13 protein-coding genes and 1 pseudogene are annotated in these 14,861 nt (G+C 74.2%); 8 read left to right on the top strand and 6 right to left on the bottom strand.

Annotated features, from left to right (window positions below; genetic code table 11):
- Positions 1 to 12 precede the first annotated feature (12 nt).
- From OOK41_RS23760 to OOK41_RS23745, 4 genes are read left to right on the top strand one after another with little or no spacing between them, the layout of a single operon-like run.
- Complete coding sequence (locus tag OOK41_RS23760) at positions 13 to 1,512, top strand: PfkB family carbohydrate kinase (RefSeq protein ID WP_266266754.1); 1,500 nt, start codon at positions 13 to 15, stop codon at positions 1,510 to 1,512.
- Positions 1,513 to 1,523: 11 nt separating this feature from the next.
- Entirely contained in the window at positions 1,524 to 2,210 is a 687-nt protein-coding gene (locus OOK41_RS23755; RefSeq protein WP_117669551.1) for an SDR family oxidoreductase, read from the top strand.
- A complete protein-coding gene (locus tag OOK41_RS23750; protein WP_266266753.1) occupies positions 2,207 to 3,205 on the top strand; it encodes a glycosyltransferase family 9 protein in 999 nt (332 codons plus the stop codon). The genes OOK41_RS23755 and OOK41_RS23750 overlap by 4 nt, the downstream gene beginning before the upstream one ends.
- The gene (locus tag OOK41_RS23745) at positions 3,189 to 4,172 is read left to right on the top strand and encodes a DNA topoisomerase IB (protein ID WP_266266752.1); all 984 of its coding nucleotides are present in this window, start codon (positions 3,189 to 3,191) and stop codon (positions 4,170 to 4,172) included. The genes OOK41_RS23750 and OOK41_RS23745 overlap by 17 nt, the downstream gene beginning before the upstream one ends.
- A gap of 367 nt (positions 4,173 to 4,539) precedes the next feature.
- Here the strand turns inward: OOK41_RS23745 and OOK41_RS23740 are convergent, their stop codons facing one another.
- Both OOK41_RS23740 and OOK41_RS23735 read right to left on the bottom strand, forming a co-directional pair.
- Positions 4,540 to 5,523 carry a helix-turn-helix domain-containing protein gene (locus OOK41_RS23740; RefSeq protein WP_266266751.1) on the bottom strand — a complete coding sequence of 328 codons (984 nt, stop codon included), beginning with the start codon at positions 5,521 to 5,523 and terminating at the stop codon, positions 4,540 to 4,542.
- 389 nt (positions 5,524 to 5,912) lie between these two features.
- Positions 5,913 to 7,118 (bottom strand): helix-turn-helix domain-containing protein, encoded by a 1,206-nt coding sequence (locus tag OOK41_RS23735; protein ID WP_266266750.1) that lies wholly within the window; start codon positions 7,116 to 7,118, stop codon positions 5,913 to 5,915.
- 613 nt (positions 7,119 to 7,731) lie between these two features.
- Between OOK41_RS23735 and OOK41_RS23730 the strand changes: the two genes are divergently transcribed.
- Together OOK41_RS23730 and OOK41_RS23725 are read left to right on the top strand one after the other, a co-directional pair.
- A complete protein-coding gene (locus OOK41_RS23730) occupies positions 7,732 to 7,983 on the top strand; it encodes a GntR family transcriptional regulator (protein ID WP_266266749.1) in 252 nt (83 codons plus the stop codon).
- Between the two features lie 251 nt (positions 7,984 to 8,234).
- The gene (locus OOK41_RS23725; RefSeq protein ID WP_266266748.1) at positions 8,235 to 8,402 is read left to right on the top strand and encodes a hypothetical protein; all 168 of its coding nucleotides are present in this window, start codon (positions 8,235 to 8,237) and stop codon (positions 8,400 to 8,402) included.
- Between the two features lie 153 nt (positions 8,403 to 8,555).
- On the opposite strand, the pseudogene OOK41_RS23720 reads toward OOK41_RS23725, so the two are convergent.
- Positions 8,556 to 8,768: pseudogene (locus tag OOK41_RS23720) on the bottom strand (XRE family transcriptional regulator); the annotation flags it as partial.
- 161 nt (positions 8,769 to 8,929) lie between these two features.
- On the opposite strand from OOK41_RS23720, the gene OOK41_RS23715 reads away from it, so the two are divergent.
- Positions 8,930 to 10,399, top strand: a complete 1,470-nt coding sequence (locus tag OOK41_RS23715) for a hypothetical protein (RefSeq protein WP_266266747.1) — start codon at positions 8,930 to 8,932, stop codon at positions 10,397 to 10,399.
- A 188-nt stretch (positions 10,400 to 10,587) separates the two neighbouring features.
- Here OOK41_RS23715 and OOK41_RS23710 read toward each other — a convergent pair whose 3' ends face one another.
- The 3 genes from OOK41_RS23710 to OOK41_RS23700 form a co-directional block, all read right to left on the bottom strand.
- Positions 10,588 to 11,091 (bottom strand): hypothetical protein, encoded by a 504-nt coding sequence (locus OOK41_RS23710; RefSeq protein ID WP_266266746.1) that lies wholly within the window; start codon positions 11,089 to 11,091, stop codon positions 10,588 to 10,590.
- Positions 11,092 to 11,235: 144 nt separating this feature from the next.
- Positions 11,236 to 12,867: a RecQ family ATP-dependent DNA helicase gene (locus tag OOK41_RS23705; RefSeq protein WP_266266745.1), complete on the bottom strand. Its 1,632-nt coding sequence runs from the start codon at positions 12,865 to 12,867 to the stop codon at positions 11,236 to 11,238.
- 138 nt (positions 12,868 to 13,005) lie between these two features.
- The gene (locus OOK41_RS23700) at positions 13,006 to 13,131 is read right to left on the bottom strand and encodes a hypothetical protein (protein WP_256371533.1); all 126 of its coding nucleotides are present in this window, start codon (positions 13,129 to 13,131) and stop codon (positions 13,006 to 13,008) included.
- 147 nt (positions 13,132 to 13,278) lie between these two features.
- Between OOK41_RS23700 and OOK41_RS23695 the strand changes: the two genes are divergently transcribed.
- On the top strand, positions 13,279 to 14,817 hold the full coding sequence (locus OOK41_RS23695; protein WP_117669364.1) for a glycoside hydrolase family 3 protein: 1,539 nt from the start codon (positions 13,279 to 13,281) through the stop codon (positions 14,815 to 14,817).
- The last annotated feature ends 44 nt before the right edge of the window (positions 14,818 to 14,861 follow it).

Here is a 14,861-nt window from a genome sequence, read left to right as displayed (position 1 = left end):
GGAGGCGAGCTGATGGCGGGACCCGTGGTGGTGGTCGGTGACATCCTGCTCGACCGGGACGTCGAGGGGGTGGTGAACCGGCTCTGTCCGGACTCCCCGGTGCCGGTGCTCGACGAGTCGACGGCCGTGGACCGGCCCGGCGGCGCCGGCCTGGCGGCGGTCTTCGCCGCCGCGCTGGGCGCCGAGGTGGCCCTGGTGACCGCGCTCGCCGACGACGAGGGCGGGGCCCGGCTGAGCACGCTGCTCGCCGCGGCCGGGGTGCAGGTGTACGCGCTGCCGCTGCGCGGCGCCACCCCGGAGAAGATCCGGCTGCACGCCCGGGGCCGGGTGCTGCTGCGGCACGACCGGGGCGGGTCGGCCGGGGAGCCCGGCGAGCCGAGCGACGCCGCCCTGCGGTTGCTCGCCTCCGCGTCCGCCGTGCTGGTCAGCGACTACGGCCGGGGGGTGGCCCGACAGCCGGCCCTGCGCTGCGCGCTCGCGGCGACCCGCGCGCCCGTGGTGTGGGACCCGCACCCCCGAGGGCCGGCGGCGGTGCCGGGGGTGCATCTGGCCACCCCGAACGAGTCGGAGGTGCGCGATCTGGTGAAGACCGGGCCGGGCGCGTCCCGGCTGGCCACCGCGTCGAGGGGCGCGCAGGAGCTGCGCCGGCGCTGGCGGGCCGGCGCGGTCACCGTCACCCTGGGCGGCGACGGCGCGCTGCTCTGCCACGCGGGGTCGACGCCGCTGGTGGTGCCCGCCCCGGCCAGCGCCGAGGGGGACACCTGCGGTGCGGGCGACCGCTTCGCCGCGACCGCCAGCATCGCCCTGTCCCGGGGCGCGCTGGTCTCCGAGGCGGTGCAGGCGGCGGTCACCGAGGCGTCGGCGTACGTCGCGGCCGGGGGAGTGGCCGCGGCCCTGCCGCCGCCGGCCCGGACGGCTTCGCTGACCGGGTCCCGCCGCGGCGGGGGCGACCGGGTCGGGGTGGGCGCCGCCGCCGGGGTGGTCACCGCGGTCCGCGCGGCCGGCGGCACGGTCGTCGCCACCGGCGGGTGCTTCGACCTGCTGCACGCCGGGCACGTGGCCACCCTGGAGGCGGCCCGCCAGCTCGGTGACTGCCTGGTCGTCTGCCTCAACTCCGACGCCAGCGTGGCGGGGCTGAAGGGGCCGGACCGGCCGGTGGTGCCGCAGGGCGACCGCGGTCGGCTGCTGGCGGCACTGGGCTGCGTCGACGCGGTGCTGGTCTTCGACGAGCCCACCCCGCAGGCGGCACTGACCTGGCTGCGTCCCGACATCTGGGTGAAGGGCGGCGACTACGCCACCGGCGGCGAGCCGGGGCTGCCCGAGGCGGAGCTGCTGGGCCGCTGGGGCGGGCACACGGTGGTCGTGCCGTACCTCGACGGGCGCTCCACCACCGACATGATCGCCGCCGCCCGCGCCGGCGGCGGGACGACCGGGTCCGGCGACCGGGTGCCCGGGCCGCCGCCAGGCGTCGCGGTGGGCGTGGATGGCGCGACGGCGAAGGGGGCACGATGACCGGCAACACTGTGGGGACGGGGCCGACCGTCCTGGTCACGGGCGGGTCGAGCGGGTTGGGGGCGGCCGTGGTGACGGCCGTGGCCCGGGCCGGCGGCCGGCCGCTGGTGCTGGACCGCGACGCCCCGGCCGACGGGGTGCCGTGGGTCGAGTGCGACCTGGCCGACACCCGCGCGGCCGAGGCGGCCACCCGGCGGCTCGCCGAACGCTCCGGGGGCCTCGACGCCGTGGTCACCGCCGCCGGCATCGACGTGCCCGGCCGGCTCGCCGACGTGCCCGGGCAGACCTGGGACCGGATCGTCGCCGTCGACCTGCTCGCCACCGCGGCGGTGATCCGGGCCGCCCTGCCCTGGCTGGAGGAGTCCCGGGGCAACGTCGTCACGGTCGCCTCCACCCTCGGCGTCAAGGCCGTCAGCGACGCCACCGCGTACTGCGCCGCGAAGTTCGGCGTGGTCGGCTTCACCCGCGCCCTCGCCGCCGAGCTGGCCGGCGCGGTCGGCGTCACCCTGCTCGTCCCCGGCGGGATGCGCACCGCCTTCTTCGACGACCGGGACGCGCAGTACCGGCCCGGCCCCGACGCCAACCTCAACGACCCCGCCGACACCGCCGCCGCGGTCATGTTCGCCCTGTCCCAACCGCCCGGCAGCACCGTCCGCGAGCTGGTCGTCTGCGCCGAGCAGGAGTCGTCGTACCCGTGATCCTCGTGCTCCGGGCGCTCGGCGTCGGCGACCTCGCCACCGGGGTGCCGGCGCTGCGCGCCCTGCGCGCCGCGTACCCCGACCGGGAGCTGGCGCTGGCCGCGCCGCGCTGGCTGGCCCCCCTGGTCGACCTGGTCGGCGGCGTCGACCGCCTGGTGCCGGCGGACGGCCTGGGGAACCTGGGGTGGCCCGGCCCGCCGCCCGGGCTGGCGGTCAACCTGCACGGATGCGGCCCCCGGTCGCACCGGGTGCTGGCCGCCACCCGCCCCGGCCGGCTGCTCGCCTTCGCCAGTCCCGACGCCGGCCACGCCGACGGCCCCGACTGGCGGGCCGACGAGCACGAGATCGACCGGTGGTGCCGACTGCTCGGCTGGTACGGCGTCCCCGCCGACCGCACCGACCTCGCCCTGCGCCGTCCCGCCCCCGGCGGCATCCCGACCGGGGTGACGGTGGTGCACCCCGGCAGCAAGGTCCCGGCCAAGCGCTGGCCGGCCCGGCGGTTCGCGGCACTGGCCCGGGAGCTGACCGGCCGGGGGCACCGGGTGGTGGTCACCGGATCGGCGGGCGAGCGGGAACTGGCCGGGTGGGTGGCGTACCACGGTGGGCTGGCGCCGGACGCCGTGCTCGCCGGCCGGACGGACCTCGGCGACCTCGCCGCCCTCGTCGCCGGTGCCCGCCTGGTGGTCAGCGGGGACACCGGCGTCGCGCACCTCGCCACCGGGTACGGCACCGCGTCGGTGGTGCTCTTCGGTCCCGTCCCGCCGGCGCGGTGGGGGCCGCCGCCGGACCGCCCGTGGCACCGGGTGCTCTGGCACGGCGACGGTGCCCGGCCCCACCGGCCCGCCGCCCGGCCGCCCGGAGCGTGGGGCGATTGGCCCGGGTACGACGGGGTAACAACCGATTCGACACTGTCGGCCGTCGGCCTCGACGAGGTGCTGGCGGCCGTGGACGACGCGGAACGGGCGGTGCGGGTCTCCGGTGCGGTTACGGCGTAGCGATCCGGCTGGGCCGGGGTACGGCCGCCGGCGAAGCGGCAGAGGTTGGACGTTCCTCGACCCGAGGGGCGAGCCGGTCCGCGACTCCGGCGAGCTGCCCCGGCTGCGGGACCTGGTGATCCCGCCGGCCTGGCGGGACGTCTGGATCTCGCCGCACCACAACGGGCACATCCAGGCCACCGGGATCGACGCGGCCGGCCGCAAGCAGTACCTCTACCACCCGCAGTGGCGGCGCAACCGGGACGAGGCGAAGTTCGACCACGTGCTGGAGGTCGCCCACCGGCTCCCGGTGCTGCGCGAGCGGGTGCGATGTGACCTGTCCGGCCGGGGGCTGAACCGGGACCGGGTGCTCGCCACGGTCGCCTGCCTGCTCGACATGGGAATGTTCCGGGTCGGTAGCGACCAGTACGCGGTCGGCGACGACGCCACCTTCGGGGTCGCCACGCTGCGCCCCGAGCACGCCCGCAGCCGGCAGGGCTGCGTGGTGTTCGAGTTCCCCGCCAAGGGCGGCATCGACCAGGTGCGGCGGATCGAGGACCCGGAGCTGTGCCGGGTGCTGACCAACCTGCGCCGCCAGCGCCGCCGGGCCGAGCGGTTGTTCGGCTACTGGGACGGCCGGGACTGGCGGGACGTGCGCGCCGATGAGGTCAACGAGTACCTGCGCGCCGCCAGCGGCGGCGAGATGACCGCGAAGGACTTCCGCACCTGGCACGCCACCGTGCTGGCGGCCACCGAGCTGGCCACCCACGGGCCGGCCCGGTCCGCGACGGCCCGCAGGCGGGCGGTGGCGGCGGTGATGCGCGAGGTCGCCGAGCTGCTCGGCAACACCGCCACCGTGGCCCGGACCTCCTACGTGGACCCGCGCGTGGTCGACCTGTTCCACGACGGGGTGGTCGCCCCGGTGGAGCCGGGCGCGCCCCGGGCGGAGGCGGAGCGGCGGGTGCTGGAACTGCTGGAGGACGCCTGACCGGCCCCGCCGACGGTCCTGGGGGGAGAGCGACGGGGCCGGGGCCGGGGCCGGCGGCGACCGACGCACGGGATCGTCGCGTCGCGCGGCTGGGGACGCGGCCGGACGGCACCGGGCGACCGCCCGCGACGGTCGGTCGCGGGCGCCTCGCCACGGCCCCCCGATACGTGTGGGCCGCCGCGCCGGTGGTCCCGTTCGCCGGCCCGCCCCCAGTATCGGTGGGCGGCGGCGGGACGGAGTTGACAGTGGACGCCGGGCGGTTGACGATCCGTGCCGTCGAGGGCGGTGCGCCCGCCAGCTACGGGTCACGCCTGCGGGACGGTGCGGGCCGAGCGCCGTGGGCCGGTCGGGCCGGGACCGCCGCCGGCTACCGGCTCTCCCGGAAGGCGCGCGGGCTGGTGCCGTACGCGGCGCGGAAGGCGCGGCTGAAGTGGGTCTTGTCGCGAAAGCCCCAGCGCGCGCCGATGGCCTGGACGGTCTGGTCGCGCAGGAGCGGGTCGGTGAGGTCGCGGCGGCAGCGTTCGAGGCGGCGTCGGCGAATGACGCCGCCGACGGTCTCGTCCTGGTCGGCGAAGAGGCGGTGCAGGGTGCGCAGGGCGACGTGGTGGGCGTCGGCGACGGACTGGGGGGACAGGTCGGGGTCGCCGAGGTGGCGCTCGATGAAGTCGCGTACCTGGGTGAGCAGGGCCTGTTGGCGCAGCTCGGTGGGGAGGGCGGCCTCCGCGTCGAGGTGGCGGGCGAGCAGCAGGGAGACCAGGGTGAGGGTGACGTCGGCGAGGTGGGGGGCATCGGTGGCGCGGAACTGCTCGGGGTGCCGGGTGATCTGGTGCAGGTGCTGGGCGAGCAGCGCGCCGTGCCCCTGGGCGCCCGACATCCGCACCGCCGAGAGCCGGTCGACCTTGTCGGTGTCCAGCGGCAGCAGCGCCCGGGGGATGAGCACGGTGGCCGAGGCGGCGTCCTCCCGGCCGTGTTGCCGGCTGGCGTGCATGATGTCGTGCGGCCGACCCCAGTCGATGAGCGCGAAGTCACCGCTGCCCATCGCGGTGTCCCGGCGCCGGGCGCTGATCGCGCTGGTGCCGGCGACGGTCAGCGGGATCTGGTAGACCTCCGGGTCGCCCTGGCGGATCAGCCGGGGGGTCCGCCGCCCCACCAGGGACTGGTAGCGGAACCGGGTGAGCTGGATCCCGCCGCCCAGGTCGACCAGCCGGGCGCGGCCCCGGAAGTCGGCCGTGTGGTCGCTGGTGAACGCGATCGGCGCGGAGACCCGGGCCGCCATGTCGACCCAGAAGGGCCACCGCTCCGCCGGCGGCAGCGCCGTCGTGTCCACCGTCTCGGCCCGCAGTGTGCCCATCACCGATCTCCCCGTGTGGTGCCCGTGCCGGGTCGACGACGCGGCCGGCCGTCAATCATCTCCGGTCGGCGCGTCCATCGCCCACCTCCCAGTCCGTGACATTGCTCCGATGTCGAAGCGGGGAGCGGCCGGGCCACCGGAGCCCTACTACGGTTCGTTCCGGTCGCGTGCGACTGGCCCGGTCGCCGTGCTTCGCTGCCGAACCGCAGCTCTGCCGCTGGCCGGTCGGATGGCCGCGAGGAAGTTCTGTGCGGTGGTCGCCGCCGGGCAGTGCGGGACCCGGCACACCGGGCAGCGGCCGTCCCGGTCGGGCCGGTGCTGGCGCAGGATAGTCCGGGCCGTCAGGGCGAGCCGGTTGCGGATCTGGGCCAGGGAGAGGAACGGCGCGGTCACCGGGTCAGGCCGACCAGGGCGGCCAGGCGTGCCACGTCGGCCGGTGTCGGGCCGCCGCGCGCCACGTCGGCGATCACCGTACGCGCCACCGGCCGACACCGGATCTCCGCCGGCGCGGTCCGGCCGGCGTCGACCAGCGCGCGGCCCGCCCGCAGCAGGTCACCGACCTGGAGGTACGCCCGCGCGGCGTCCACCAGGTGCGCGGCCCGATGCTCGACCGGCAACCGCCCCCACCCGCCACGGCCGGTGGCCTTCTCGTGCCAGCTCACCGCCTCACCACCGTCACCCAGCTCCACCGCCGCCGCCACCCGAGCCAGCTCGACCGTCGTGGGTCCGAAGCTGGCCCCGTGGTGATGGTCCTGGCCCTCGCCGACCTGCTCGGCGAACTCGGCCGCCTGTTCGATCAGCTCCCCCACGCTGCGCCCGTCACCGCACACGGCGGCGGCAAGAGCAGCCTCCACCAACAACGTCCCGCACCACGACAGCTCCCGGAGCGGGCCGTCGTGCGGCACAGGAGGTGCGATCCGGTGCGCGGCGGCGACCGTCGCCGCCATCGCCAACCGGCCCCGCCTCGCCGTGCGCAGCGCCTGTCCGAGCGGGATCGCGGCGATCGCCTCCAGCAGCGGGTCACCGGCGGCCACCGCCATCGCCCGGTCGGCCGCCAACCACGCCAGGTCCGCGTCCTCGAGCTTCACCAGCGTCGACGCCACGATCCGGTACACCTGTACCAGCAGGTTCGCCACCTCGCCCCCCAGGCTGGCGGCGTGGGCACGTTGGGCGTCGCCGAGTAGGTCCGGCAGCATCCGCACCACCTGCGGGTAGTGCGCGTGTTGGTAGGTCAACCAGGCATGCTCCACCCGTCGGCCCAGCTCGCCGACCGGCAGGACCGGTCGGGAACCCGGCCCGTCCAGAAGGGTGGGGTAGCGCGCGAGCGCGGCCCGTACTCCGTCCACGCCCTCAACGGCAACAGTGGTCGACGACGGCAGGGCGTCCCCGCCCACCAGCGCCGACGGGTCCACCCGAAGCACCTCGGCGATGTCCTGGATGACCGAGAATCTGTCCAGGGCGCGGACGCCCCGTTCGACCTTGTCGACCCAGCTCTTGGACTTGCCGAGCCGGTCGGCCAGCATCTGCTGCGTCATCCTGCGCCGGGCCCGCCACTGCGCGACTCGCCGGCCTATCGGCAGGTCGTCACTGTCCACGATGCCACCGCCGGTCCGGCACCGCCCGCGTGGTCTCGTCGACCGGTATCCGATCGGCCTCGGCCTGCGCCAGAATCCGACGCCTCGCCGCCTCCTGCTCGGCCTGCTCGCCACAGCTCGACGTGGCCTCGTCATCGTTACTGGGTCTCATACGGGTCATTTCCCCTCTCCGGGTAGGGCGCGGCGGCGTGCTCTTGGAGGGATCGACCTCGCTACGCTCGGCCAGCGGCCACGGTTGATTGGGATGCGGTGCCGGACACGGCAGGGCAGGTCGGCCCCACACCGGCAGATCCGCCGCCACTTCCGCCAAGACCAGACCGGCCGATGCCGGCGAGCCAGGGTGAGGGCAACCGCCAGGACATACTCGTCATAGGAAATGCGCCTCATCGGCTCGTCGCTGGCACCTGTGCCAACGGTCTCCACGCTGGCTCTGTCGAAGAGAGCACGGCTTCCTCCTTGTGCCGCGGCTTTGCGGAAGGCGTGGATGCCCGAACGCGGGAAGTTCGCCCGGACATCCACGCCGGCGAGGACGGTCCGACAGCGCCAACCGAGGGAATCGGCCTCCCCTGCAACTTCCCATGGGTACCGTTGGGTAGTCAAGGGCAGGAGGTAGGTGGTCTACTCGGGTTGCCAACCGAGGAGAAGCACCGTGCCACCGCGTTACCGCTACGAGCAGATTGCCGACGACCTAGCCGCACGTATCGCGTCGGGAGAGTTCCCGCCAGCCTCCAAGCTGCCCAGCCGACGGGAGCTGATCGAGCAATACGGGGTCACCGAGCCAGTGATCGACCGCGCCATGCAGGTTCTACGCATCAAGGGAATGATCGAGACGCTGCCGGGTGTCGGCGTGTTCGTCGCCGAGTAGCCGTCGCCATCGCGGCGCTCGGACTCGGTGCCGCCGGCTGCACCGCCACGGACAGGCCGGCAACCGGCGCGGATCCGAGCCCACTAGCCGACGCGGAGTTCGTGGTATCCGGCGCGGTGGTGCTGGACGTCAGCACGTCCTTCAAGCGGGACCGGCGTGGCGGCTGACCCTGCACCGGCGACCACGCCGGCATCCACAACGGCACGCCCGTCTTCATCGACGTTGACGGCGGCGCCTCCCCCGCCGGGCAGTTGACCGACGGCAGGGCGCTCATGGACGGCATGTGCCGGTTCTGGTTCGCGGTACGGGACGTGCCGACCGGGCAGGACCGCTACCGCGTTCGCGTCGCCGACAGGGACGGCCGGGTGTACGGCGAGGCGGAACTTGAGGGGACGCTGGTGACCTTCCACCTCAGGTGACGGTGAGCGCCGTCCGGCGTCAGTGGATCCGGATAGTTGAGCGCGAAGCAGCGCCCGGCTCGGCATGCGGTTCGTCGGCGTGGCGGAACGTCAGGTCAAGTGAGATGCGGTCAACCGGGCGGTCAGTTCCTCCGCCAGGGACCATGGACCGTCAGCCTGCCGCACCGCCTCACCGGGCTTCTGCAACTCGACGGCAAGGGCCACCGCATGGGCGACCATAATGACCCGCGAGAACGACGTCTGTGGTTGATAGAAGCCCTGCGGCAGCCGCTGCGCCACCCGATCCACGTGATCCCAGTACCGCCAGGCCCGGCCCTCTTCCCCTGCCCGAGCGGCGATATGGGCAGCCTCGAAGTTCAGGGCACCCCGTTCCCTGCCCTCCCTCTCGACCTCCTCCATCTGCACCGAACCCGCCCCTGCGCCGAGCGCGCCCTGTTCGCGGCAGAGGAGTGGCCGTCACACGATCGGTGGATCTCGCGTGCGAGACTCGCGACGACGATTGGAGTCTGAGCGGAGGGGGCCAGGCCATGTCTGACAAGGCGCCGGTGCCTGTTCACCTTGCTGCAGCGTTGGATGGTCTTGCTGAGAATCCGGGGTTGCCGGCGGAGTTGGTCCGTCGGTTGGTGGGCTATCGGCGGGGCTTTGGTCGTGTGGCCGAACGGGCGGACCTGACCACTGAGGTGATCGCCGAGATCATCGCGGCCGACCACCACTGGCTTGTGCACACCCTTGCGCTCAACTCTCATATACCGGATACAGTCCGATTGCGACTTGCCGAGCATCGGAATCCCGCCATTCGGGCCGCATCGCTTGTTGGCGGACGCGACGCGGCCAGGGACCTGTTCGAACGGCTGATCAACGACCCGGACAAGCAGGTGCGTCAAGAACTCGCGGAGTGCGACCACGTTCCCGCCGATCTTCGTGCTCGCATGGCGGGTGACTCTGATCCAGAGATCCGTGCGACGCTGGCGCGTTGGTGGCCGCAAGCCCCGGAGGAGGTACGGCGGATCTTGCTGACCGATCCCGTCGACCAAGTCCGCGCGGCGGCCTGTTCCACCTACTACAGCCAGCCACCCCACCCGGTCCCGCCGGCCGACCTTGTTCCGATCCTGCTGGATGACCCGGTCACCCGGGTCGGTGCCGTGCGGCATTGCACTCTCACCGCCGAGACCGCTCTGCGGCTGTCCAACGACCCGAACCACCAGGTACGCCGGCAAGTAGCTGAGCATCCACAGCTTTCCCCGAAGCTGCGCGACACACTCGCTGAGGACCCGAGCGCATCCGTAAGAGTCGGCATCTTCGCCCGGCGTGACACCCCCGAGTCGATCCGGTACAAGATCTACGCCGGGATTCAGCGCGGTTCCGGCCCGCTGACCGACATGCTTGACGACGATCTCGACGACGACACAGCCCTACAAGAGATCGAGGACTTCCTCGCCGTCACCGAGCTGCGGGACCTGCCCCTGCCCTGGGTCACCGCCGACCCGCTGCCACACGTTGGCTCGCCGTACGTCTGCTTCCGGCTTTCCGCAGCTCGAAGCCGATCACTTCCAGTGGACGCGGTGACACGACTGCTCCACGACGACGAGAGCAACGTACGCACGACCATGGCCAGACACGCTCCCCACCTGGTCGACCAAGCCACTGCTGAACGCATAGACCGCGACTTCCGACCATGCAAAAGAACACGCTGGCGTCCGGCCGACGACTTCACCTTCTCGCCGCAAACCCTACGCCGATTCGCGACCGATCCCGACCCGAGAATGCGCTGCCTCGCGCCACGCGACCCCGACCTACCCACCGACCTGGCCGAGCACCTGGCCGCCGACTCCGAAAGCTCGGTACGCCGAACCATCGCCGCCCATCCACGCCTGCCAACACACGCGCTGATCACCTTGCTAACGGATCAAACCGAATGGGTTACCCGAGCAGCCGCCGCCTCACCATCCCTGCCAGTAGTTGACATGGAGCGCCTGCTTCTCCTCGCCGGCCTCTGAGCCCAACCAACCAGCTCACGACCGGACGGTGAATCGATCAATCCTCTGTCGCGTTGTGTGACACGCGGTTGGCGGAATGTGCGCATACTCGATCTGGCCGCGCAGACGGCGACGCTCTGCCGGCGGCGGGCGGCAGCGGCGCAATCCGGCCGCCCCCGGTGCGGAGACGGCCGGCGTGACGCCCGGGATCAGTCGTTGAGGATTTCGGAGAGCCGGTCGCGGAACCGCCGCTCGGAGTCGCTCACCTGGTCGCCGCCGAGGCCGAGGATGCCGCCGCTGGACGCCGCGCCCACCACGTGCTCGGCGATCTCGACCAGCCAGTGCTTGTAGGCGCCGGCCTCGCCCTCGTCGACCTTGGCGGCCAGCAGCCGGGCCGCCGAGGCGGCCCGGTTCAGCACGTCCTCGATCATCGCCCGCGGGTCGGCCGGCGCGATCACGGGCAGCTCCTCGCCGGCCTCCGGGTCGCCCACCCGGGACACGATCTCGCCCGACACGGCCGCGACCAGGGGGCTGGCCGACTCCCGCCCGGTGGCGATGGTCTCCAGGCCCGCGGCGTTCTCGGCCATGGTGCGGCGGGCGCTGTCGGGCTCGGCGGCGCTCGCCGCGGTGAGCACCGACTGCGGCAGGCCGACCAGCAGCCCCCACTCCTCGTCGGAGAAACCGAACCCGGTGTACGCCGGCTGCTCGATCACGTCCCCGCTCCTCTCATCCTGGTCTCACTCGGCTCGACTGTCTCACTCGGCTCGACTGTCTCACTCGGCTCGACTGTCTCACTCGGCTCGACTGTCTCACTCGGCTCGACTGCCGCCGCCCCGGTCGCCGGGGCCCGGCTCAGGCTAGTCGAGGGTCAACAGCCCCTGTCCGGACACCACGCGCACCGACAGCGTCTTGTAGCCGACCTCGTCGAAGAGCACCGTCATCCGGTCGTCCTCGTAACTGAGCACCATGCCGGGCCCCCACTCCGGGTGCCGCACCTGGCTGTGCACCGGGAACGGCCCGCCCGCGCCGTCGTCGGCGACGCTCGTGCCGGCCAGGCAGTTGTCGCAGTGCCCGCACACCTCGGTCATCTGCTCGCCGAAGTACGCCAGCAGCGCCTGCCCCCGGCAGCCGGTGGTCTCGGCGAAGGCCCGCATCATGTCGGTCCTTGACCGGGTCACGGTCTGCTGGCGTTCCGCCTCGGCCCGCGCGGCCTCGCCGGCCTCGGCCGGCGTGGGGGAGTACCGGGGCGCGCCGATCCGCTGCTTCGGCCGCGGCTCGGCGGCGCCGACCTGCTCCAACAGGGCGAGGTACTGCCCGAGCTTGCGCGGCCCCAGGCCGGTCAGCTCCCGCAGCTCCTTCTTCGTGGCCGGCTTCCTGCGCAGCAGGGCGGCCAGGTCGCGCAGCTCGGTGGCGGCCGGCAGGCCGCCGGAGAAGAAGCGTTGCAGGCCGACGTCCTCGGCCTGCCAGAGCAGCAGCACCCGGGCCGGCTTCCCGTCGCGCCCGGCCCGGCCGATCTCCTGGAAGTAGCTGTCCGGCGAGTCGGGCAGCGCCATGTGCACCACCCAGGCGATGTCGGGCTTGTCGATGCCCATGCCGAACGCCGAGGTGGCCACCATGATCGGCACCTGGTCGGCGAGGAACGCCTCGTGCAACTCCCCGCGCGCCCCGGCGGGCATGCCGCCGTGGTAGCACTGCGACGGGAGGCCGGCGTCGGTGAGCCGGCCGGCCAGCTCCTCGGCGGCGCGCCGGGTCGGCACGTAGCTGATCCCGGGCCGCCGGTCCTCGCGCAGCAGCGCGAGCAGCCGCCGCCACCGGTAGTCCTCCGTGGGGCAGTGCGCCACCTCCAGGAAGAGGTTCGGCCGGTCCAGCCCGGAGACCACCACCTCGGCGTCGCGCAGCCGCAGCCGGGCGATGATGTCGTCGCGGACCGGTGGCGAGGCCGTGGCGGTCAGCGCGACCACCGGCGGCCGGCCGATGCCGTCGATGAGGTGGCCCAGCGCCAGGTAGTCGGGGCGGAAGTCGTGCCCCCACGCCGAGATGCAGTGCGCCTCGTCGATCGCCACGAGGGCCGGCCGCAGCGACTTCACCTCCGCCATCCGGTCCGGGTTGGCGAGCTGTTCCGGGGTGATGAAGAGGAACTCCGCCCGGCCCTCGCGGATCTCGGCGATCGCCTCCGCCTGCTGGGCGGCGGTCTCGTCCGAGCTGATCCGCACCGCCCGCAGCTCCGGGCGTCGGCGCTCGTTGAGCGCCGCGATCTGGTCCTGCTGGAGGGCGAGCAGCGGGGAGATCACCACGGTCGGGCCGGGGATCAGGCTGGCCGGGATCTGGTAGATCGCCGACTTGCCGGCGCCGGTGGGCAGCACCACCAGGGCGTCGCGTCGCTTCATCACCGCGCGCATGGCGGCGAGCTGGTTGGGTCGCAGGGCGGTCCAGCCGAACAGGCTGCGCGCCGCGCGGCGCAACGTCATCGAGTGCGTGGACAGTCTCATCGAGGGCCGGAGGTACCCGCCGCGATCAGCGGCGAAACCCCGCGCCAGGAGGGCGCAGCGCCGGACCTGCCGGGCCGTACCCGGGGCACGGCGGGGTGACCGGCCGGCCCGCGCGGCGCCGACCGCGATCCGCGGGGGTCAGCGCCGGCGGAACATCGCCCGGATGGCGGCGAGCAGGAGCAGGCCGCCGACGACCAGTCCGAGCAGCCGTACACCGGGCACGTCGGCCGCGCTGGTCGCGTCGGCGAGGGGCGGCAGTGGCATGTGGGAACTCTCCCACGCCGGGCCGGCCCGCGCCATCCGTTAACAGTAAGGTTTATTGACTATTACTGGGCCCGGTGTGACCATGGCAAGCACCGCCGCGTCCCGCGGCCGGGTCCGAAACGGGAAAGACGGGGGTACGGCAGCCGCATGAGCAGCGCACCGACGGGGAAGCTGGCGAGCCTGGCGGCCGCCGTCCTGCAACCGGGATTCGTCGGCACCACCCCACCGCCCTGGGTCTGCCGGTGGCTAGGCGAAGGGCTCGGCTCGGTGGTCCTCTTCGCCCGCAACATCGTCGACCTCGACCAGGTCGCCGCGCTCACCGCGGCCCTGCGCGCGGAGCGGCCCGACGTGGTGGTCGGCATCGACGAGGAGGCCGGCGACGTCACCCGGATCGAGTCCGGACGAGGCAGCTCCCGCCCCGGCAACTTCGCCCTCGGCGCGGTCGACGACCCGGAGCTGACCCACGAGGTGGCCCGCGACCTCGGCCGCGAACTGGCCTCGGTCGGCGTCACCCTCAACTTCGCCCCGGACGCGGACGTCAACTCCAACCCGGCCAACCCGGTCATCGGGGTCCGTGCCTTCGGCGCCGACCCGGCCCTGGTCGCCCGGCACACCGCCGCCTGGGTCCGGGGGTTGCAGTCCGGCGGGGTGGCCGCCTGCGCCAAGCACTTTCCCGGCCACGGCGACACCCGGGTCGACTCGCACCACGACCTGCCCCGCATCGGTGGCACCCGGCAACAGCTCGACGCCGCCGAACTGGTCCCGTTCCGGGCCGCCGTGGCGGCCGGGGTGCGGGCGGTGATGACCGGCCACCTGCTCGTCCCGGCGCTGGACCCGGAGCTGCCGGCCACGCTCAGCCCGCGCATCCTCGGCGGCCTGCTGCGCGACGAGCTCGGCTTCGCCGGCGTGGTGGTCACCGACGCGGTGGAGATGCGCGCGGTCGCCGACCGGTACGGCTTCGCCGGGGCGGCCGTGCGCGCCCTGGCCGCCGGCGCGGACGCGATCTGCATCGGCGGGGAACGGGCCGACGAGGAGTCCGCCCGCGAGCTGCGCGACGCCATCGTCGCCGCCGTGGTGGCCGGCGAGCTGCCCGAGGAGCGGCTGGCCGAGGCGGCTCAGCGGGTCGGCCGGCTGGCGAGCTGGACGACGGCGGCCCGGGCCGGGATCCCGGCCCGCCCCGGCGTCGGGGTCGACGGCTCCCCGGTCGGGCTGGCCGCCGCCCGCCGGGCGCTGCGGGTGACCGCGGGCACCGGCGCCGAGTCGGCGCTGCCGCTGGCCGCCGCCCCGCACGTGGTCGAGTTCGAGCCGCCGCGCAACATCGCGATCGGTCCGGAGACCCCGTGGGGGATCGCCGCCCCCCTCGCCGGCCTGCTCACCGGCACCACCTCGGTACGCCTCGGCGAGGCCGACCTGCCCGCCGACCCGACCGCCGGGGCGGCCGGCCGGCCGCTGGTGCTGGTCGTCCGCGACCTGCACCGGCACGACTGGATGCGCGCCGCCGTGCGGCGGGCCATCGCCGTGCGCCCCGACGCGGTGGTGGTCGAGCTGGGCGTGCCCGTGCTGGTCGCCGGCGCGGTGCACGTGGCCACGCACGGCGCCACCCGGGCCGGCGCCCGCGCCGCGGCCGAGTTGCTCGCCGGCACCCGGCCGACCGCCGGCCAGCCTCGGCTGGACGTCCTCGGCTGACGCCTCGACGCCCGGCGGACGGGGGCCCGGCCGGCCGGGCCCCG

Origin of the sequence: Micromonospora sp. NBC_01655, from assembly GCF_026339755.1 — a bacterium.
In the GTDB taxonomy this organism is placed as follows: Bacteria; Actinomycetota; Actinomycetes; order Mycobacteriales; family Micromonosporaceae; genus Micromonospora.
Note: the sequence above shows the minus strand (reverse complement) of the source record. Positions and strands in the feature narration are given on the sequence as shown.